The organism is Streptomyces sp. NBC_00984 (genome assembly GCF_045162475.1).
Taxonomy (GTDB): Bacteria; Actinomycetota; Actinomycetes; order Streptomycetales; family Streptomycetaceae; genus Streptomyces.
The window spans coordinates 5,150,113-5,168,567 of sequence record NZ_CP108734.1; the positions used below are offsets into that span (position 1 = coordinate 5,150,113).

The 18,455-nt window shown below is 72.2% G+C and carries 16 protein-coding genes; 7 read left to right on the forward strand and 9 right to left on the reverse strand.

Annotated elements, in window-relative coordinates:
- The first annotated feature begins 8 nt into the window (after nt 1-8).
- Nucleotides 9-1,580, forward strand: a complete 1,572-nt coding sequence (locus OG520_RS22965; RefSeq protein ID WP_406014423.1) for an MDR family MFS transporter — start codon at nt 9-11, stop codon at nt 1,578-1,580.
- Between the two features lie 91 nt (nt 1,581-1,671).
- On the opposite strand, the gene cseC is transcribed toward OG520_RS22965, so the two are convergent.
- The 6 genes from cseC to OG520_RS22995 form a co-directional block, all read right to left on the reverse strand.
- The gene (cseC, locus tag OG520_RS22970; RefSeq protein WP_399336568.1) at nt 1,672-3,054 is read right to left on the reverse strand and encodes a two-component system sensor histidine kinase CseC; all 1,383 of its coding nucleotides are present in this window, start codon (nt 3,052-3,054) and stop codon (nt 1,672-1,674) included.
- Nucleotides 3,051-3,755 carry a two-component system response regulator CseB gene (cseB, locus tag OG520_RS22975; protein WP_399336570.1) on the reverse strand — a complete coding sequence of 235 codons (705 nt, stop codon included), beginning with the start codon at nt 3,753-3,755 and terminating at the stop codon, nt 3,051-3,053. Before cseB ends, cseC begins: the two co-directional genes overlap by 4 nt.
- An 11-nt stretch (nt 3,756-3,766) precedes the next feature.
- On the reverse strand, nt 3,767-4,504 hold the full coding sequence (locus OG520_RS22980; protein ID WP_406014424.1) for a hypothetical protein: 738 nt from the start codon (nt 4,502-4,504) through the stop codon (nt 3,767-3,769).
- A complete protein-coding gene (locus OG520_RS22985; RefSeq protein ID WP_399336574.1) occupies nt 4,492-5,106 on the reverse strand; it encodes a SigE family RNA polymerase sigma factor in 615 nt (204 codons plus the stop codon). Before OG520_RS22985 ends, OG520_RS22980 begins: the two co-directional genes overlap by 13 nt.
- Before the next feature lie 176 nt (nt 5,107-5,282).
- Nucleotides 5,283-6,185 carry an A/G-specific adenine glycosylase gene (locus tag OG520_RS22990; protein ID WP_266417737.1) on the reverse strand — a complete coding sequence of 301 codons (903 nt, stop codon included), beginning with the start codon at nt 6,183-6,185 and terminating at the stop codon, nt 5,283-5,285.
- A gap of 155 nt (nt 6,186-6,340) precedes the next feature.
- On the reverse strand, nt 6,341-6,988 hold the full coding sequence (locus OG520_RS22995) for a phosphatase PAP2 family protein (protein WP_406014425.1): 648 nt from the start codon (nt 6,986-6,988) through the stop codon (nt 6,341-6,343).
- Between the two features lie 172 nt (nt 6,989-7,160).
- Between OG520_RS22995 and OG520_RS23000 the strand changes: the two genes are divergently transcribed.
- Complete coding sequence (locus tag OG520_RS23000) at nt 7,161-7,961, forward strand: hypothetical protein (RefSeq protein ID WP_406014426.1); 801 nt, start codon at nt 7,161-7,163, stop codon at nt 7,959-7,961.
- A 128-nt stretch (nt 7,962-8,089) separates the two neighbouring features.
- On the opposite strand, the gene disA is transcribed toward OG520_RS23000, so the two are convergent.
- Together disA and radA are read right to left on the reverse strand one after the other, a co-directional pair.
- Nucleotides 8,090-9,214, reverse strand: coding sequence for a DNA integrity scanning diadenylate cyclase DisA (gene disA / locus OG520_RS23005; protein WP_266417745.1), 1,125 nt, complete (start codon nt 9,212-9,214; stop codon nt 8,090-8,092).
- An 80-nt stretch (nt 9,215-9,294) separates the two neighbouring features.
- Complete coding sequence (radA, locus tag OG520_RS23010; RefSeq protein ID WP_399336580.1) at nt 9,295-10,707, reverse strand: DNA repair protein RadA; 1,413 nt, start codon at nt 10,705-10,707, stop codon at nt 9,295-9,297.
- Between the two features lie 229 nt (nt 10,708-10,936).
- On the opposite strand from radA, the gene OG520_RS23015 reads away from it, so the two are divergent.
- On the forward strand, nt 10,937-12,826 hold the full coding sequence (locus tag OG520_RS23015; protein ID WP_406014427.1) for a hypothetical protein: 1,890 nt from the start codon (nt 10,937-10,939) through the stop codon (nt 12,824-12,826).
- 89 nt (nt 12,827-12,915) lie between these two features.
- On the opposite strand, the gene OG520_RS23020 is transcribed toward OG520_RS23015, so the two are convergent.
- Nucleotides 12,916-13,767, reverse strand: a complete 852-nt coding sequence (locus OG520_RS23020; protein ID WP_406014428.1) for a hypothetical protein — start codon at nt 13,765-13,767, stop codon at nt 12,916-12,918.
- 85 nt (nt 13,768-13,852) lie between these two features.
- Between OG520_RS23020 and OG520_RS23025 the strand changes: the two genes are divergently transcribed.
- The 4 genes from OG520_RS23025 (at nt 13,853) to ilvD (ending at nt 18,433) form a co-directional block, all read left to right on the forward strand.
- Nucleotides 13,853-14,800, forward strand: coding sequence for a Ppx/GppA family phosphatase (locus OG520_RS23025; protein ID WP_399336586.1), 948 nt, complete (start codon nt 13,853-13,855; stop codon nt 14,798-14,800).
- 157 nt (nt 14,801-14,957) lie between these two features.
- Entirely contained in the window at nt 14,958-15,785 is an 828-nt protein-coding gene (locus OG520_RS23030; protein WP_399336588.1) for a sugar phosphate isomerase/epimerase family protein, read from the forward strand.
- Nucleotides 15,782-16,435 carry a TetR family transcriptional regulator gene (locus OG520_RS23035; protein ID WP_406014429.1) on the forward strand — a complete coding sequence of 218 codons (654 nt, stop codon included), beginning with the start codon at nt 15,782-15,784 and terminating at the stop codon, nt 16,433-16,435. Before OG520_RS23030 ends, OG520_RS23035 begins: the two co-directional genes overlap by 4 nt.
- Before the next feature lie 147 nt (nt 16,436-16,582).
- The gene (gene ilvD / locus OG520_RS23040) at nt 16,583-18,433 is read left to right on the forward strand and encodes a dihydroxy-acid dehydratase (protein ID WP_406014430.1); all 1,851 of its coding nucleotides are present in this window, start codon (nt 16,583-16,585) and stop codon (nt 18,431-18,433) included.
- Nucleotides 18,434-18,455: the final 22 nt, after the last annotated feature.

An 18,455-nucleotide genomic window follows, 5' to 3' on the forward strand; every position in this document is an offset into this window, starting at 1 on the left:
GGGGATCGATGTCCGATCTGAAGAAGGCGGCGGGCGGGACGGCAACAGTCGTCGACCGCCCGGCCGGGAAACCCGAGACGCAGCAGCGCAGCGTCCGGGTGGTGATGCTCGCCCTGATGATCACGATGCTGCTCGCCATGCTGGACAACCTGATCGTCGGCACGGCCATGCCGACCATCGTGGGTGACCTCGGCGGCCTGGAGCACCTGTCCTGGGTCGTCACCGCGTACACCCTGGCCACCGCCGCCTCCACCCCCATCTGGGGCAAGCTCGGCGACATGTACGGGCGCAAGGGCATCTTCCTCACGTCCATCGTGATCTTCCTGATCGGCTCGGTGCTGAGCGGTATGGCCCAGGACATGGGCCAGCTGATCGGCTTCCGGGCGGTCCAGGGGCTCGGCGCGGGCGGCCTGATGGTCGGCGTCATGGCGATCATCGGCGACCTCGTACCGCCCCGTGAACGCGGTAAGTACCAGGGCATGATGGCCGGTGTCATGGCCATCGCCATGATCGGCGGACCGCTGGTCGGCGGCACCATCACCGACCACCTCGGCTGGCGCTGGAGCTTCTACATAAACCTGCCGCTGGGCGCGGTCGCCCTCGCCATGGTCACCATCGTGCTGCACCTGCCGAAGACGAAGGCGGCCCAGGCCAAGGTCGACTACCTCGGCGCGGGGCTGCTGACCCTCGGCATCACCTCGATCGTGCTGGTGACCACCTGGGGCGGTACGGAGTACGACTGGAACTCCGCCGTGATCATGGAGCTCATCGCGATCGGTGTCGCCTCGCTCGCCGGCTTCCTCTTCGTCGAGACGAAGGCAGCAGAACCGATCATTCCGTTGCACATCTTCCGCAACCGCAACTTCACCCTGATGTCCGTCGTCGGCTTCATGGCGGGCTTCGTGATGTTCGGCGCGGTGCTCTTCCTGCCGCTGTACCAGCAGTCCGTCCAGGGCGCCTCGGCGACCAACTCGGGTCTGCTGCTCCTGCCGATGCTGCTGGCGATGATGGTCGTCTCGCTGATCGCCGGACGGGTCACCACCAGCACCGGCAAGTACAAGATCTTCCCCGTGGTGGGCTCCGCGCTGATGGTGACCGGTCTCTTCCTGCTCTCCCGGATGGATGTCGACACCACGCGGTTCACCTCCGGCGTCTACATGGCGGTGCTCGGCGCGGGCATGGGCTTCCTGATGCAGATCACGATGCTCGTCGCGCAGAACAGCGTGGAGATGAAGGACATGGGCGTCGCCTCCTCGGCGACGACCCTCTTCCGTACGCTCGGCAGCTCCTTCGGCGTCGCGATCATGGGCGCGCTGTTCACCGGACGGGTGCAGGACGAGATGATGGCCCGCGGCGGCGGGGCGGCCACCGCGAAGTCCGCGCAGCTGGACGCGGCGAGCCTGGCGAAGCTGCCGGCGGCGGCGCGCGAGGCCTACCAGTTCGCGGTGTCCTCCGGCACGCACATCGCATTCCTCGTGGGCGCCTCGGTCGGCCTGATCGCCCTGATCGCCTCGGTCTTCGTCAAGGAGGTACCGCTGCGCGGAGCGGGCCCGGTCACCAAGCAGGCCGAGGCCGTCTGACCCTGCGCGGTGTACGAGGAGGCTCCCGGGGCGCGCGCCCCGGGAGCCTCCCGTCGTATCCGGCCCCCCGGGGCCCGCCGCTGTATCCGGCTCAGCCGCCGGACCGCCCGCGGCCCGACTCCGCGCTCTGCGCCTCGTCGCCGTCCGGGCCCCGCTGCTCGGACACCTGGAGCATCGGGAAGCTGCCGGTGTTCGTCGGCGCGTGCTCGGGCAGCCACAGCACGGCGATGGCCCCGCCCGTGCCCTGCGCCGCCCCTTCCGGCGCCGCGTTGCGGAAGGTCAGCCGGGCCCCGAGGACCCGCGCCTGACCGGCCGCGATCGTCAGCCCGAGACCGTGCCCGTGCCCGGCCCGGTCGCTGCTTCCGGTACGGAACCGGCTCGGCCCCTCGAGCAGCAGCGCCGCCGGGAACCCGGAACCGTGATCGCGGATCCGGACCACCCGGCCCTCGACCGTGACCTCCACCGGAGTGGCGCCGTGCTTGGCGGCGTTGCCCAGCAGATTGCCGAGGATGCGCTCCAGCCGGCGCGGATCGGTGCTGACCCAGGACTCGTGCACGACCCGCACCCGCACGTCCGGGTCCAGCAGCGCGATCCGCCGGCTGACGAACTCGCCCAGCGCGACCTCCTGGAGCTCGGCCCGCTCCGACGCGCTGTCCAGCCGGGCCACCTCCAGCACGTCCTCGACGAGCGTGCGCATCGCCTGCGCCCGGTCCCGTACCAGCTCGGTGGGGCGGCCGGGCGGCAGCAGCTCGGCCGCCGTCAGCAGACCGGTCACCGGCGTACGCAGCTCGTGAGCGATGTCCGCGGTGACCCGGCGCTCCGCCTCGATCCGCGCGTTCAACGCGTCCGTCAGCGCGTCCACCGCACCGGCCAGCTCATCGGTCTCGTCCTGGACGACACCGCCGACGGCCTCCCTGACCCGTTCATCCGTATTGCCCTGCGCGACCCTGCCCGCCGCGGCCGCCGCCTTGCGCAGCCGGCGCGACAGCTGCCCGCCGATCAGCACCCCCAGCGCACAGCCGCCGAACACCACCGAGACCGAGCCGATGATCAGCGCCCGGTCGAGATCGCGCATGATCGTGGAGCTGCGGCCCGCGAACCGGGTGTGCAGCGAAAGCACGTCGCCGTGGCCGACCGGCACCGCCGCCCACACGTCGGGCACCCCCTTGGCGGACACCTCGACATGGGTGGCGCGCCGGTTCCTGGCGGTCTCCGCGCGCAGGCTGCGCGGCATGGTCGGGTCGTTGAGCTTGGCGCCGAACCGGGGGTCGGCCTTCTTCGTCTTCGTCGCCTCGTACAGCAGCTGCGCGTACGTCAGCCGCTCCAGCTGGACCTCGCGGGCGTTCTCCAGCATCGAGACCCGGGCCGCGTTGTGGACGACGAAGCTGAGCGCGACCGCGGTCAGCGCGCCGACCGCGGCGATCGCGATGCTGATCTTCCAGCGGACTCCCGTCCGCAGAACCGGCCGCTTCATGGCCTGAGTTTGTAGCCGAAGCCGCGGACCGTCTCGATCCGGTCCTGGCCGATCTTGGTGCGCAGCCGCTGCACATGGACATCCACGACCCGGGTGTCACCGCCCCATCCGTAGTCCCAGACCCGCTCCAGGAGCTTGTCGCGGGAGAGCACCGTGCCGGGCGCCGCGGAGAACTCCAGGAGCAGCCGCATCTCGGTCGGGGTCAGCGCCACCTGTTCGCCGCTCCGGTGGACCGCCATGCCCTCGGTGTCGACCTCCAGATCGCCGAAGACCAGCACCCCGCCGACGGGCTGCGACTCCGGCTCCCCGCTGCCCGGCTGCCCGCCCGCGGCATGGCCGAAACGGCGCAGCACGGCACGGATCCGGGCGACCAGGACCGCCCCGTCGAAGGGCTTGGTGACGTAGTCGTCCGCGCCGGCCTCCAGGCCGAGCACCACATCGATCGAGTCCGCGCGGGCGGACAGCATGATCACGGGCACCGTCGACTCGTCGCGGATGCGACGGCAGAGGCTGACCCCGTCGAGCCCCGGCACCATCACGTCCAGCAGGGCGATGTCGGGGCGGTCGGCCCGGAAGGCGTCGAGGCCCGACATGCCGTCGGGCATGGCGGTGACCACGAAACCTGCGCGCTCCAGCGCCAGCTGGGTGGCCTCGCGGATGACGTCGTCGTCCTCGACGAACAGGACGTGGGTCTCGGCCATCGGAAATGCTCTCAGTTCCCCGGCGGCTCGGCGTCCGGAGCAGGAAGGACCGCCCCGCCGCTGCCGACGGCTCGGTTGAAGTCGTTGTGCACCCGGTCGTGCTCGTTGAAGCGGCTACCCGCCCAGCGGTAGGTGATCACTTCCTCGCCGGAGGGGTACGCGACCGAGTCCTTCTTCTCGTACACCTGGGTCGTCACCACCAGATCGCCGCGGTCGATGGTGCCGTAGACCGCGGGCTGCTCGATGGCGAACACGTTCTCGTACCCGCCATTGTTCCGCGGGCGGTACACATAGGTGCCGACGCCCACCGAATCGCCGCAGGTCATCACGTTCACCACGACATCGGCCGAGGGGCCGCCGGTCATGGTGCCGTACGAGGTGTCCACCGGGTACTCGGAGCCGGTGCAGGGCTTCAGATCCGTTCTGACCCGCTCGCTGACCTTCGGGTCGTGCTTGAGCAGAGCCACGGGATCGATCCGCGAGGAGGGCTTCGCGGAGGAGGACGGCTCGTCGCTGGGGGTGACCTGGGCGACGGGCTGGGTGCCGGCCGGGCCCTCGTCCCGGGTGCCGGTACCGCCGGTCGAGCAGCCGACGGTGAGCAGCCCGAAGGCGGCGAGCCCGACCAGGGTCGTGGCGCTCGCCGCCCAGCCGGTCAGTGCCCGGCCACGTCCGACGGTGGCCGCGCGGCCACCGTTGTCTCTTTCACCGCCACGGTCGTCCCCGTCGCCGCTGGCTGTCAGGCCGCGCAACGCTCCCGCCCCCGTTCATCCGTACGCCTGCCCACCTGCGCCCGCGCACATACCGGAGCGCGGTCGGCCGCCGGACCGCGCTCCTCGCGGATCCGGGCCTCCCTGCTCGCCGCCTCACGGCTCTCCAGCTCCTGGCGCAGCCGTGCCAGCGCACGGTGCAGCGTGCTCTTCACCGTACCGGCAGACATACCGAGCGCCGCAGCCGTCTCCTCCGTACTCATCTGCTCCCAGTGTCGCAGCACGACGACGCTGCGCTGCTTGGGAGCCAGTACGCCCAGCACATCCATCAGCAGGGCGCGGTCGGCGCGCTGCTCGGTGCCGTCCTCGACGCTCGCGTCGGGAAGCTGCTCGGTGGGGACCTCGTCCAGCTTGCGGGCCCGCCACCACTCGGTACGGGTGTTGATCATGACGCGGCGCAGATAGGCGTCGGCCAGGGACTTGTCGGCGATGCCGTCCCAGCGGCCGTACGTACGGACCAGCGCGGTCTGGAGCAGGTCCTGTGCGTCCACAGGGTCCGGGACCAGCCGCCGCGCGCTGCGCAGCAGCGCGTCCTGCCGAGTGCGTACGTACTCTTCGAATTCGAGCACCTCGCCATGCGCCATTCCAACCGCCTCCGTCCCCGTGGATCCCCGTGGTACCGCCGTCAGCCATCGATCGGTCGGGCTGACATCGAAGACGCTACGGAGCTGTTGTCACGGGGTTGTGCGGAGCAGCCATACGCCGACGCACGGCTGTCCATCGGTTGTGTAACAGCGGGGGAGCGGAGCGGGCGAGGAGCTCAGCTCAGCGGCAGCCGGTACTGCCCGCCGGCCAGCGGTTCGACCAGGCCGTCGGCGACCAGGCCGTCCAACGCGCGGGCACGTTGCACCGGTTCGTCCCACACCGCGTCCAGCGCCGACTGCGGCACCGGCGTCATGGCCTCGCGCAACACGGCGAGCAGCCGTCCGCGGACCTGCCGGTCGGTGCCGGCGTAGGTCTGACCACGCCGCGGGGGCCCCTGGTGGGCGGGCTTCCCGGCCAGCCGCCAGGCGCACTGCCCGGCGATCGGGCACCGGGTGCAGTCCTCGTTCTTCGCGGTGCAGACGAGGGCCCCGAGCTCCATCGTCGCGGCGGCCCAGCGGGCGGCCCGCTCGTCCTCCTCGGGGAGCAGCGCTCGGGCGAGCTTGCGCTCGGCGGCGGTGGTCGCGTTCGGCGGGTACTGGATCCCGGTCGCGGCCCGTGCGAACACCCGGCGGACGTTCGTGTCGAGCACGGCATGCCGCTGCCCGTACGCGAACGAGGCCACGGCCGCCGCGGTGTACTCGCCGATCCCGGGCAGGGCGAGCAGCTGACCGTGCTCGCTCGGTACGTCGCCGCCGTGCCGCTCCGTTATGGCCTGCGCGGCTCCGTGCAGGCGGAGCGCCCGGCGGGGATAGCCGAGCCGGCCCCAGGCGCGGACCGCCTCGCCGGGCGGTTCGGCAGCCAGGTCGGCGGGACGGGGCCAGCGGGCGAGCCACTGCTCGTACACCGGGAGGACCCGGTTCACGGGGGTCTGCTGCAGCATGAACTCGCTCACCATCACGCCCCAGGCGCCCGCTTCGGGGCGGCGCCAGGGCAGATCGCGGGCGTGCTGGTCGAACCACCCGATCACGGGGGAGTGGAGGGAGGTGGGGGGCGTCTGTGTCGCAGTCATGGCAGTCATCGCACCGCCGATCCTGGCACGGAAGGGCGGACGACGGTTCCGCGTACGGTGGTGTTGCTCCTCCTGAGGGCCCTTGGGGTGATAATGCCACCCGTCCGCGCCCCGGCGGTCCGGCAACCGGCCCAAGCGGGCCCGGCCGGGCCCGGCCGGAGCCGTCAGCGCCGCTTGGCCCGATGCCGGGAGCGGCCGGCCTGGGCCTCGCCCGGCCCCGAGGCCCAGGCCGCCACCGGCGCCCGGCTGCTCCGCACCGTCCGGGCGAGCGACTGTGCCGGGCGGCGCAGCACCGCGACCACCAGGGCCGAGACCACGGCGCCCAGCAGCAGTCCGACCGCCACGTCATGCGGATAGTGCACCCCGACGAAGACCCGGGAGAAGGCCATCAGCAGAGCCATCGGCACCGTGAGCCAGGCCAGCCGGGGCCGGGCGATCGCCAGGGCGACCGCTGCCGCACCGGCGATCGCGGAGTGGTTGCTGGGGAACGACCAGTCGCCGGTCGGCGGGCAGGTCACCAGCGAGGCCGCGGCGCCGACCACCGATCTGCACGGGCGCTCCTCGTCCACCACCGACTTGAGCACCTCGCTGGCCACATAGCCGAAGGCCGTCGCGACGGGCGCGAGCACCGCCAGGGCCAGGGCGCCGTCGCCCTGGTTCCGGGCACGCCACCACCCGGTGATGAACAGGACACCGAAGACCAGGAGCCCGAGCTCCGTCCATATCTCGGCCAGATGCTGCACCCATGACGGCATGTCATGTGCGAAGTCGGTGATGTCCCGGTAGAGCGGGGCCGTAACTGAACTATCCATGTGACAGAGGGTAGTCAATGAAACCGGGAGTTCATCCGGGCGATGCCCGGAGGCCAACTCGGCGGCGGTACGGGGACGGAACGGGCCGCCCGTGATGATGATCCGTAAAACTTGAGACCCAGGGCGGCGGGTGGGGCGGGAGTTGGTGCCGATCTCTCGTACAGTTTGAGCCGTGGGATCTTTGCGTAATCCGATCGGTCCGCTTCCCTCCACCATCTACTGGCGACGGAGGGCCGTAGCGGCGACGCTCGTTGCGCTGCTCGCGCTGTTGATCGTATGGGTCGTCACCTCGGGCGGGGACAAGGAGAGCAAGGACGACTCCCGGCCTGCCGGGTCGGGCCCCGTACACGAGATCACGCCGGGCCCCGGAGGCTCGGGCCCGGCCATCACCCAACAGCCCGGCGGACGCGACGAGTCGGGCGACTCGGGCGGTGACGGCGGCGGCGGGGACGGCGGCGGTACGGGCGCGGGCTCGGGCGACGCCACGGGCGACGGCGGTACGGACACCGGAGCCGGCGGCGCGAGCGGCGGCGGTACGGCCGGCCGGCAGGTCCCGGCCTCCTCCCCGCTCCCCGACTGCACCCCCGCGGCACTGCGGTTGAGCCTGAGCACCGAGCTCAACTACAGCCCCGGCGAGAAGCCGAAGTTCAAGCTGGTCGTCAAGAACACCTCGGCCACCACCTGCAAGGCCGACCTCGGGCCGAAGAGCGCGGTGCTCACCATCACCGAGGCCGGCGGCGACGACAGCCAGGTGTGGTCCTCCAAGGACTGCCCGCGCGACGCGGGCGTTCTGCTGTTGAAGGTTCCGGCGGGCGAGACCGTCGTCCACACCGTGGAGTGGGACCGCAGGAAGAGTTCTCCGCAGTGCGCGACGCCGCCCGCGGGGACGGCGGGGCCCGGTACGTATCTGGTCGAGGCGAAGGCGCCGGGCGAGCCGGTGCAGCGCGCCTCGTTCGTCCTCGCGAAGGACTGACGTCCTCGCGAAGGACCGAGCGCGCGAGCGCCGGGGCGGGGCGGGCCCGGAGAAACGGCGGGGCCCGGTCTCCCGGGCCCCGATCGTCCTGCGCGCCGCGGCGCGTACCGGCTCTGCGCGTATCGGCTCTACACGTACCGTTCGAGGATCGACGACTCGGCCAGCCGTGACAGGCCCTCGCGCACGCTGCGCGCCCGCGCCTCGCCGACGCCGTCCACCGTCTGGAGGTCGTCCACGCTGGCGGCGAGCAGCTTCTGCAGACCGCCGAAGTGCTCCACCAGCCGGTCGATGATCGCCCCGGGCAGCCGCGGCACCTTCGCCAGCAGCCGGAAGCCGCGCGGCGAGACCGCCGAGTCCAGCGTCTCGGGCGAGCCGCTGTAGCCCAGGGCCCGTGCCACGACCGCGAGTTCGAGCAGCTCGGTGTGGGAGAGCGCGTCGAGCTCGGTCAGCGCCTCGGCGACCGTACGGGACCGCTTCGCGGTCGGCTCCGGCACATAGTCGCGCACGACCAGCTCGCGTTCCGGCTCGACCCCCGCGATCAACTCGTCGAGCTGGAGGGAGAGAAGCCGGCCGTCGGTGCCCAGCTCGACCACGTACTCCGCGATCTCGGTCGCGATCCGGCGGACCATCTCCAGCCGCTGTGCGACCGCCGTGACATCCCGGACCGTCACCAGGTCCTCGATCTCCAGCGCGGAGAGCGTGCCCGCGACCTCGTCGAGCCGGAGCTTGTACCGCTCCAGGGTGGCGAGGGCCTGATTGGCGCGGGAGAGGATCGCGGCGGACTCCTCCAGGACCCGGCGCTCCCCGTCCACGTAGAGCGCGATCAGGCGCATCGACTGCGAGACCGAGACGACCGGGAAGTTGCACTGCTTGGAGACCCGGTCCGCCGTGCGGTGGCGGGTGCCGGTCTCCTCGGTGGGGATGGAGGCGTCCGGCACCAGCTGCACGCCGGCGCGCAGGATCTTGGTCATGTCCTTGTCGAGGATCAGCGCGCCGTCGAGCTTGGCCAGCTCGCGCAGGCGCGTCGCGGTGAACTCCACGTCCAGCACGAATCCGCCGGTGCACATCGACTCGACGGTCCTGTCCATGCCGAGCACGATCAGCCCGCCGGTGTTGCCACGGAGGATGCGCTCCAGGCCGTCCCGCAGCGCCATTCCGGGCGCCACGGCGCTCAGCGAGGCGCGCATCAGCGCCTCATTACCGGTGCCTTGGCCGGACTTTCCGGGCGATGCTGCCCGGTCGTTGGCTGCCACTGCACTCCTCCGGTCACAGGTTTGCGGTGCCCTTACGTCCCTCGTACCGTTCGTACGGACGGGCGAGACCAGGGCAAAGTCTACCGGCGTGCGCTCTCCTCCTGGGGGGCCTGTGCATGAGACCGGCGCGGGAGGACGCTCAGCGCATCGCCCATGTTGGCGACTTCTGTGACCTTCATACCGGCCGGGACCTTCCCCGGGTCGGTCGGAACCAGCGCGTGCGTGAAGCCCAGGCGGTGCGCCTCGGCCAGCCTGCGCTGAACCCCCGTGACCCTTCTGACCTCGCCCGCGAGGCCCACTTCGCCGATCGCCACCAGGTTCTTGGGCAGCGGGGTGTCGCTCGCGGCACTGGCCAGGGCCAGCGCGACGGCGAGGTCCGCGGCGGGCTCGGAGAGCTTCACACCGCCGACCGTCGCGCTGTAGATGTCCCGCTTGCCCAGCGAACTGATCCGGCCGCGCTGCTCCAGGACCGCGAGCATCATCGACACCCGGGACGTCTCCAGGCCCGAGGTGGTGCGCCGGGGCGAAGGGATCTGGGAATCGACCGTCAGCGCCTGCACTTCGGCGACGAGCGGACGCTTGCCCTCCAGGGTGACGGTCAGGCAGGTGCCGGGCACGGGCTCGTCGCGCCGGGTGAGGAACAGCCCGGAGGGGTCGGCGAGGCCGGTGATGCCCTCGTCGTGCAGCTCGAAGCAGCCGACCTCGTCGGTCGCGCCGTACCTGTTCTTGACGCCCCGTACGAGCCGCAGGCGGGCATGGCGGTCGCCCTCGAAGGACAGCACCACGTCGACGAGATGCTCCAGCAGCCGGGGCCCCGCGATCGCCCCGTCCTTGGTGACATGGCCGACCAGGAGCGTCGACATGCCGCGCTCCTTGGAGGCCCGGATGAGGGCACCGGCGACCTCCCGGACCTGCGCCATACCGCCCGGCGCCCCGTCGATCTCGGGCGAGGCGACGGTCTGCACGGAGTCGAGGACGAGGAGCGAGGGCTTGACGGCGTCCAGATGGCCGAGGACCGCGGACAGGTCGGTCTCGGCGGCGAGGTACAGATGGTCGTCGATCGCCCGGATCCGGTCGGCGCGCAGCCGCACCTGGCTCGCGGACTCCTCGGCGGTGACGTAGAGCGTGCGGTGGTCCTCGCTCGCCGCCTTGGCGGCGACGTCCAGCAGCAGCGTCGACTTGCCGACGCCCGGCTCGCCCGCGAGGAGCACCACGGCGCCCGGGACGAGACCGCCGCCGAGCACCCGGTCCAGCTCGCCGACGCCGGTCGACCGGGCGGTGGCCTGCCGGCTGTCGACCTGGCCGATGGGGAGCGCGGCGGTACTGACCCGGCCGGCCGCGGTGGTCCGCACGGCGGGGGCGCCGCCGAACTCCTCGACCGTCCCCCATGCCTGGCATTCGGGGCAGCGGCCGAGCCACTTGGCGGTCGTCCAGCCGCATTCGGTGCAGCGGTAGGACGGCCGGTCCTTCGCGGTTTTCGTACGGGCAGCCATGGCGCAACCGTATAGGTGGGGTACGACAGTGCCGCCCGGCGCGGTCCGGCGGCGGCGCCCGGCGGCGGGTGCGCGCCCTCCGGAGGCCGGGGAACTTCCGGGCGAGCGCCGGGGCGATTCCGTTGGAATCGGAAATTCCTGTCCCCTTTTGAGGGATACGTTCACCCGTAAGGGTTAAAAGTGCTGAAGGGGAGCTAAAGGTGTGCCCTGTGCTGCCTACGGTCGCAAGGTGACGAGCAGCGGTCTGGAGCCCCCCACGCACACCACCGGCGCACACCGGGCGCGGCGCAGTGCGCCCCGCCTCTCGACGCCCTCTTCGCCGCGTCGGCCACCCGCCCGTTACGAACCGCATCTCGACGGCCTGTTCACCTACTGCCTCTCCGTGCTCTGCGACCACGACGCCGCCACCGAGGCGCTCGGCGGTGTGCTCGCGATCGCGGAACGGCAGGGCGGCCGGTGCCCGGCGGGCGAGGAGGAACGTAAACCCTGGTTGTACGCGCTGGCCAGATGGATGTGCCTGCGCAAGCTCACCGAGCAGAAGCAGGGCCGTCAGGCGCACCGGCACAAGGCCGGGAAGCAGCCGGGGCGACTCTCCTCGAAGCAGGCGGCGTCGTCGAAGCCGTCGAAGCAGGAGACGAGGCGGGCGGGCGGGCCTCCGGGCAAGCAGCCGGGCGGAACGGCCACCCAGGGGGCGCGCGCGGGACGCCGTACGCCCCCCGCCGTCGCGGCGAAGACCTCTGCCACCGCCGGGTTCACGCCGGGCGGCGCCCCCGTCGGCCCCGCCCGCGCCCCCGAAACCGAGGCCGCTGCCGAGGCGCACCGCCGTGAGCTCGCCCAGCTGGCCTGGCCCGAGGCCGCGGGCACCACCCCCGAGCAGCGCGAAGCACTCGAACTCGCGGTCCGCCACCGCCTCGCCCCGCGCGCCGTCGCCGCCGTCCTGGGCCTCGACCCGGCGGCCGCCCGTGAGCTCCTGGCCTGCGCGGCCTGCGAGGTGGAACGCACCCGCGCCGCCCTCGCCGTCGTCGAGACCGGCAACTGCCCCATCGTCGCCCGGCTCACCGGCGAACACCGCGTCCTGCTCTCCGCCGCCCTGCGCCGCGAACTCGTCCGCCACGTCGACGACTGCCCCCGTTGCCGCAGGGCCGCCGAACGGGCCGGGGCCGAGGGCCCGTGGCCCGGCGCCGCGGTCACCCCGGCCGCCGCGCTGCCGGTCGTCGAGGCGCCCCGGCCCTCGGCGTACGTTGCGATGGTCCACGCCCAGCGCAACCGCTCCGGCGGCCCGCGCTTCGACCGGGCGGGCTTCCCCATGGACCCGAAGGACCGCGCCGCGCGCCGGGACCGGCTGCGGGCCAGGGTCGTGACGACGACGGTGGTGGCCACGGTCGTCGCCGCCCCGGTGATCGCGCTGTGGACCGCCTACCGCGGCGCCCCGCAGACCGGCGAGGGCCACGAGGGCTCGTCGGTCACCGCCACCGAGACCGATGCCCGGCACGGACCCGACGGCACCGCGGACGGCCATTACGAGAACGCGGGCAATGCCCGGCCCGAGCCCGGCGCCCGCTTCGAGGACGGCCGCGCCCCGGACGTCTCGGCGGAGGTGATCAGCTCGGGTCCGGGCCGGGACGGCGTCGGCGGGCTCACCGTCGAGGCCCGCTCCTCCGGCGGCACCACCCTGATCCGGCTGACCGCGTCGGGCGGCGCGCCCGTCGCCTGGTCGGGCCGCGCGGACGCGTCCTGGGTCCGGCTGAGCCGCTCCTCGGGCACGCTCGCCGCGGGCGAGAGCATCACGGTCCGCGTCCTCGTGGACCACTGGCGGGAACCGGCCGGCCCGTGGAGCGCGCGCATCGCCCTCGCCCCGTCGGGCTCGGCGGTGGTGATCCGGGGGCACGGGGCGACGCCGTCCTCGCCCGGCGGCCCGGGGCACCCGGCCGAACCCTCCGCCACCCCCGGCCCGCCCACGTCCTCGCCGGGTCCCACACCGTCCACCGACCCGACACCCGACCCGAGCGACCCCACCCCGTCACCGACGGACCCGGACCCGACCGATCACCCGTCGCCGTCCCCGGACCCGTCCGACTCCAAGACCCCCACCGACCCGGGGCAGGGCACGACGGGCTGAACCGGGCCGTCCGGGGCTCGCGCCCGGCCGCCGAGCTTGGCCGTCATGCCCCGGCCGCCCCGCCCCGCCCGGGATTCACGCCCCGGTCGTCACGCCGGATCGACCGGATCCGCCGGGTGCGGTGCCATCGGCAGCAGCGAGGACAACCGCTCCTCGCACAGTTCGACGAGCCGCTCGTACGCCTCCTTGCCCATCATCTCGGTGAGCTCGGGCCGGTACGAGACGTACACCGGCTCCCCGGCCCCGTGCGCCGAGGTCGCCGAGGTGCACCACCAGTGCAGATCGTGACCGCCGGGGCCCCAGCCCCTGCGGTCGTACTCGCCGATCGACACCTGGAGCACCCGCGTGTCGTCGGGCCGGTCGATCCAGTCGTACGTACGCCGGACCGGCAGCTGCCAGCAGACGTCCGGCTTGGTCTCCAGGGGCTCCTTGCCCTCCCGCAGCGCCAGGATGTGCAGGGAGCAGCCCGCGCCCGCTGCGAATCCGGGCCGGTTCTGGAAGATGCACGAACCCTTCCAGCGTCGCGTCTGGCGCTCCCCGTCGTCGTCGACCTCGACCCAGCCGGTCCCGGTGCCGACATCGTGGAACTGCCACAGATCGGGGGTCAGCCGTTCGACATGGCTCGCCACCCGCTTCTCGTCGTCCTCGTCCGAGAAGTGCGCGCCCAGCGTGCAGCATCCGTCGTCCGCACGGCCCGCCTGGATGCCCTGGCAGCCGCTGCCGAAGATGCAGGTCCACCTGGAGGTCAGCCAGGTCAGGTCGCAGCGGAAGACCTGCTCCTCGTCCGCGGGGTCCGGGAACTCCACCCAGGCGCGCGCGAAGTCGATCCCCGTCTCGTCCTCGGACCGGTTCGGTCCGTTCGCTTCCTGCTGCCGCATCTCCTGCTTCGTTCCCTGCTTCTTTGTGTTTTTGCCCGGCTTCGCCTTTTTCGTCTTTGGCACGCGCCAAGAGTAAGGCGGCCGGCCCCGAGTTCGCGGTCCCGATCACTGGTCGGCCCGGCTCCGAGGTCCCGGTAGCGTTCCGGGTATGAGACTCGGAGTCCTCGACGTCGGTTCGAACACGGTGCATCTGCTGGTGGTGGACGCGCACCCCGGCGCGCGCCCGCTGCCCGCGCATTCGCACAAGGCGGAGCTCCGCCTGGCCGAACTCCTCGACGAGGACGGGGCGATCGGCCCCGACGGTGTGGACCGGCTCGTGGCGACGATCACCGACGCGCTCCAGGCCGCCGAGGACAAGGGGTGCGAGGACGTCCTGCCGTTCGCCACGTCCGCGGTACGGGAGGCGAGCAACGCCGACCAGGTGCTGGCCCGGGTGCGCGACGAGACGGGCATCGACCTCGCCGTCCTCAGCGGCGCCGAGGAGGCCCGGCTCACTTTCCTCGCCGCGCGCCGCTGGTTCGGCTGGTCGGCGGGGCGGCTGCTGGTCCTGGACATCGGAGGCGGTTCGCTGGAGATCGCGTACGGCATGGACGAGGAGCCGGACGCCGCGGTGTCGCTGCCGCTCGGGGCCGGCCGGCTCACCGCAGGGTGGCTGCCGGGCGATCCGCCGGACCCGGCGGAGGTGAAGGCGCTGCGCCGCCATGTCCGGGCCAGGATCGCCCGCAGTGTCGGGGAGTTCACCCGTCTCGGGCGCCCCGACCATGTCGTGGGCACGTCCAAGACCTTCAGACAGCTCGCCAGGATCGCGGGCGCCGCGCGCTCCGCCGACGGCCTGTACGTGCAGCGCGGCCTCACCCGCAAGGCGCTGGAGGAGTGGGTGCCGAAGCTGGCGGCGATGACCGTCGAGCAGCGGGGCGGTCTGCCCGGCGTCTCCGAGGGCCGGGCCGCGCAGCTGCTTGCCGGGGCGCTGGTCGCGGAGGGGGCGATGGATCTGTTCGGGGTCGAGGAGCTGGAGATCTGCCCCTGGGCGTTGCGCGAGGGCGTCATCCTGCGCCGCCTGGACCACCTGCCGGCGGAGCGGGCCGCGCTGGGCTGAGAGCCTGTCGGGTGACCTCTGATCGGGGGGAGGTCACCCGACAGGCTCTGAGTGCGCCGGGCCGAGTGCCGCCGGGTAGCCGGAAGTCCGCCATGGTCCTGCTCACTTTCCGCCGGGACCCCTCGGCGCGGCGTACCACTGCCCGTACGCTGTCCCAGTGGCAGAACCAGTGGTGCGCATCCCGGATGCGAAGGTCGCCCTGTCGACGGCTTCCGTCTACCCGGAGTCGACGGCGACGGCCTTCGAGATCGCCGCGCGCCTCGGTTACGACGGCGTCGAGGTCATGGTGTGGACGGACCCCGTCAGCCAGGACATCGAGGCGCTGCGACGGCTCTCGGACTACCACCAGGTGCCGATCCTCGCCGTCCACGCGCCCTGTCTGCTGATCACGCAGCGCGTCTGGTCCACCGATCCCTGGGTGAAGCTCCAGCGGGCCCGCGCCGCGGCGGAGAAGCTCGGGGCGACGACGGTGGTCGTCCATCCGCCGTTCCGTTGGCAGCGCAACTACGCGCGCGACTTCGTCACCGGAATCTGGCGCATGGCCGACGAGACCGATGTGCGGTTCGCCGTCGAGAACATGTACCCCTGGCGCTACCGGGACCGCGAGATGCTCGCGTACGCCCCCGACTGGGACGTCACCAACGGCGACTACCGCCACTTCACCGTGGACCTCTCGCACACCGCGACGGCCCGCACCGACGGCATGGCGATGGTCGAGCGGATGGGCGACCGGCTCGCCCACATCCACCTCGCCGACGGCAAGGGCTCCAACAAGGACGAGCACCTGGTGCCCGGCCGGGGCGACCAGCCCTGTGCCGAACTCCTGGAGCACCTGGCCCGCACCGGCTTCGACGGCCATGTCGTCATCGAGGTCAACACCCGCCGTGCCATGTCCACCGCCGAACGCGAGGCCGACCTGGCGGAGGCGCTGGCCTTCACCCGGCTCCACCTGGCGTCGTCCCCGATCCGCGCGCCGCGCCCATGACCGGCGCCCCCACCGGCCCCACGGACCCCGGCGGCCCCACGGGCGGCCCCGCCCCCAAGCGCCGCGGCCGCCCCTCCCGTACCGCCGCCCCCACCGGCCCCGACGCGCGCACCCGCATCCTGGAGGCGGCCCGCACCGAATTCGCGGAGCGCGGCTACGACAAGGCGTCGGTTCGGGGCATCGCCAAGGCGGCGGGCGTCGACTCCGCCCTGGTCCACCACTACTTCGGCACGAAGGACGAGGTCTTCGCGGCCGCGATCGAGCTCTCCTTCGAGCCGGCCCTGGTGCTCCCGGCCGTCCTCGGCAACGGCACGGACGGCCTGGGGGAGCGGCTGGCCCGCTACTTCATCTCCGTGTGGGAGAACCCGGCGTCCAGGGCCCCGCTGCTGGCGATCATGCGATCCGCGCTGACGCACGAGGCGGCGGCGAAGGTCCTCCGGGGCTTCGTCCTGCGCCGGCTCCTGGAACGCGTGGCGGAGGCACTCGACGTACCGGACGCCACGTTCCGCGCGGAACTGGCGGCTTCGCACATGATCGGGATCGCGATGCTCCGCTATGTGATCCGGGCGGAACCGCTGGCCTCGGCGGACCCCGAGAAGATCGTCGAGATGGTCGCACCGACCCTGCAGCGCTACCTGACGGAAGCCTGAGGATCCCCGAGCCCCACGGAATCGCGCACGCCGCCGCCCCGCCCACCCACCGAGCATTTCGTCCCGCATTTCGGACACTGTGTCCAGATCTTGGAGTCGGAGGCGTACGCTCGGAGACAGTCTTTAACGTCGAAGGAGCGAGAGACGATGCCCCAGCTGAGGTCCCGCACTGTCACTCACGGCCGCAACATGGCGGGTGCCCGCGCGCTCATGCGGGCCTCGGGCGTAGCGAGCGAGGACATCGGCAAGCCGATCATCGCGGTCGCCAACTCCTTCACCGAGTTCGTCCCCGGCCACACGCACCTGGCCCCGGTCGGCCGGATCGTCTCCGATGCCATCAAGGCCGCGGGCGCCGTGCCCCGCGAGTTCAACACCATCGCCGTCGACGACGGCATCGCGATGGGCCACGCCGGGATGCTGTACAGCCTCCCCTCCCGCGACCTGATCGCCGACTCCGTCGAGTACATGGTCGAGGCGCACTGCGCGGACGCGCTGATCTGCATCTCCAACTGCGACAAGATCACCCCCGGCATGCTGATGGCCGCGATGCGCCTCAACATCCCGACGGTCTTCGTCTCCGGCGGCCCGATGGAGGCCGGCAAGGCCACCCTCGTCGACGGCACGGTCCGCAAGCTCGACCTGGTCAACGCCATCAGCGACGCGGTCGACGAGAGCATCTCCGACGAGGACATCCTCCGCATCGAGGAGAACGCCTGCCCCACCTGCGGCAGCTGTTCCGGCATGTTCACCGCCAACTCGATGAACTGCCTGACCGAGGTCCTCGGCCTCTCCCTCCCCGGCAACGGCTCCGTCCTCGCCACGCACACCGCCCGCAAGGCGCTGTACGAGGAGGCCGGCCGCACGGTCGTCGGGATCACCAGGCGCTACTACGAGCAGGACGACGCCTCGGTCCTGCCCCGCTCCATCGGCACCCGTGCCGCGTTCGAGAACGCCATGGCACTCGATATCTCGATGGGCGGCTCCACCAACACGATCCTGCACCTGCTGGCCGCCGCCCAGGAGGCGGAGCTCGACTACGACCTCGGCGACATGGACGAGGTCTCGCGCCGCGTCCCCTGCCTGTCGAAGGTCGCGCCCAACGTCGCCCCCGGCGGCACGTACTACATGGAGGACGTGCACCGGGCCGGTGGCATCCCCGCCATCCTGGGCGAACTGCACCGCGGCGGCCTGCTCAACGAGGACGTGCACTCGGTCCACTCCGACTCCCTCGCCGAGTGGCTGAAGAACTGGGACATCCGCGGCGGCTCGCCGTCGCCGGAGGCCGTCGAGATGTGGCACGCGGCCCCCGGCTGCGTCCGTTCCGCGATCGCCTTCTCGCAGTCCGAACGCTGGGAGACCCTCGACCTGGACGCGGCCGGTGGCTGCATCCGCGACGTGGAGCACGCGTACTCCAAGGACGGCGGCCTCGCGGTCCTCAAGGGGAACCTCGCCGTGGACGGCTGTGTCGTCAAGACGGCGGGCGTCGACGAGTCGATCTGGACCTTCGAGGGCCCGGCGGTCGTCTGCGAGTCGCAGGAGGAGGCCGTCGACAAGATCCTCCGCAAGGAGATCAAGGACGGCGACGTCGTCGTCATCCGCTACGAGGGCCCGCGCGGCGGACCCGGCATGCAGGAGATGCTCTACCCGACCTCCTTCCTCAAGGGCCGCGGCCTCGGCAAGAGCTGCGCCCTGGTGACCGACGGCCGCTTCTCCGGCGGTACGTCGGGTCTGTCCATCGGCCACGCGTCGCCGGAGGCCGCGTCGGGCGGCACGATCGCGCTGGTCGAGGACGGCGACCGGATCAGGATCGACATCCCGAACCGTTCGATCGAGCTCCTCGTCCCCGAGGCCGAGCTGGCCACCCGCCGCGAGGCGCTGAACGGCGTCTACGCGCCGAAGAACCGCGAGCGCAAGGTCTCGGCGGCACTGCGCGCCTACGCGGCGATGGCGACGAGCGCCGACCGGGGCGCGGTGCGCGACGTGTCCAAGCTCGGCTGAACGACGCGCCGACCGACGACCC

Excerpts from the sequence above, each read along its gene's own strand:
- radA (WP_399336580.1), bottom strand. The coding sequence starts at position 10,707 with ATGGCTGCCCGTACGAAAACCGCGAAGGACCGGCCGTCCTACCGCTGC.
- OG520_RS22985 (WP_399336574.1), bottom strand. The coding sequence starts at position 5,106 with ATGGCGCATGGCGAGGTGCTCGAATTCGAAGAGTACGTACGCACTCGG.
- ilvD (WP_406014430.1), top strand. The coding sequence starts at position 16,583 with ATGCCCCAGCTGAGGTCCCGCACTGTCACTCACGGCCGCAACATGGCG.
- OG520_RS22995 (WP_406014425.1), bottom strand. The coding sequence starts at position 6,988 with ATGGATAGTTCAGTTACGGCCCCGCTCTACCGGGACATCACCGACTTC.
- OG520_RS23035 (WP_406014429.1), top strand. The coding sequence starts at position 15,782 with ATGACCGGCGCCCCCACCGGCCCCACGGACCCCGGCGGCCCCACGGGC.
- cseC (WP_399336568.1), bottom strand. The coding sequence starts at position 3,054 with ATGAAGCGGCCGGTTCTGCGGACGGGAGTCCGCTGGAAGATCAGCATC.
- OG520_RS23025 (WP_399336586.1), top strand. The coding sequence starts at position 13,853 with ATGAGACTCGGAGTCCTCGACGTCGGTTCGAACACGGTGCATCTGCTG.
- cseB (WP_399336570.1), bottom strand. The coding sequence starts at position 3,755 with ATGGCCGAGACCCACGTCCTGTTCGTCGAGGACGACGACGTCATCCGC.
- OG520_RS22990 (WP_266417737.1), bottom strand. The coding sequence starts at position 6,185 with ATGACTGCCATGACTGCGACACAGACGCCCCCCACCTCCCTCCACTCC.
- OG520_RS22965 (WP_406014423.1), top strand. The coding sequence starts at position 9 with ATGTCCGATCTGAAGAAGGCGGCGGGCGGGACGGCAACAGTCGTCGAC.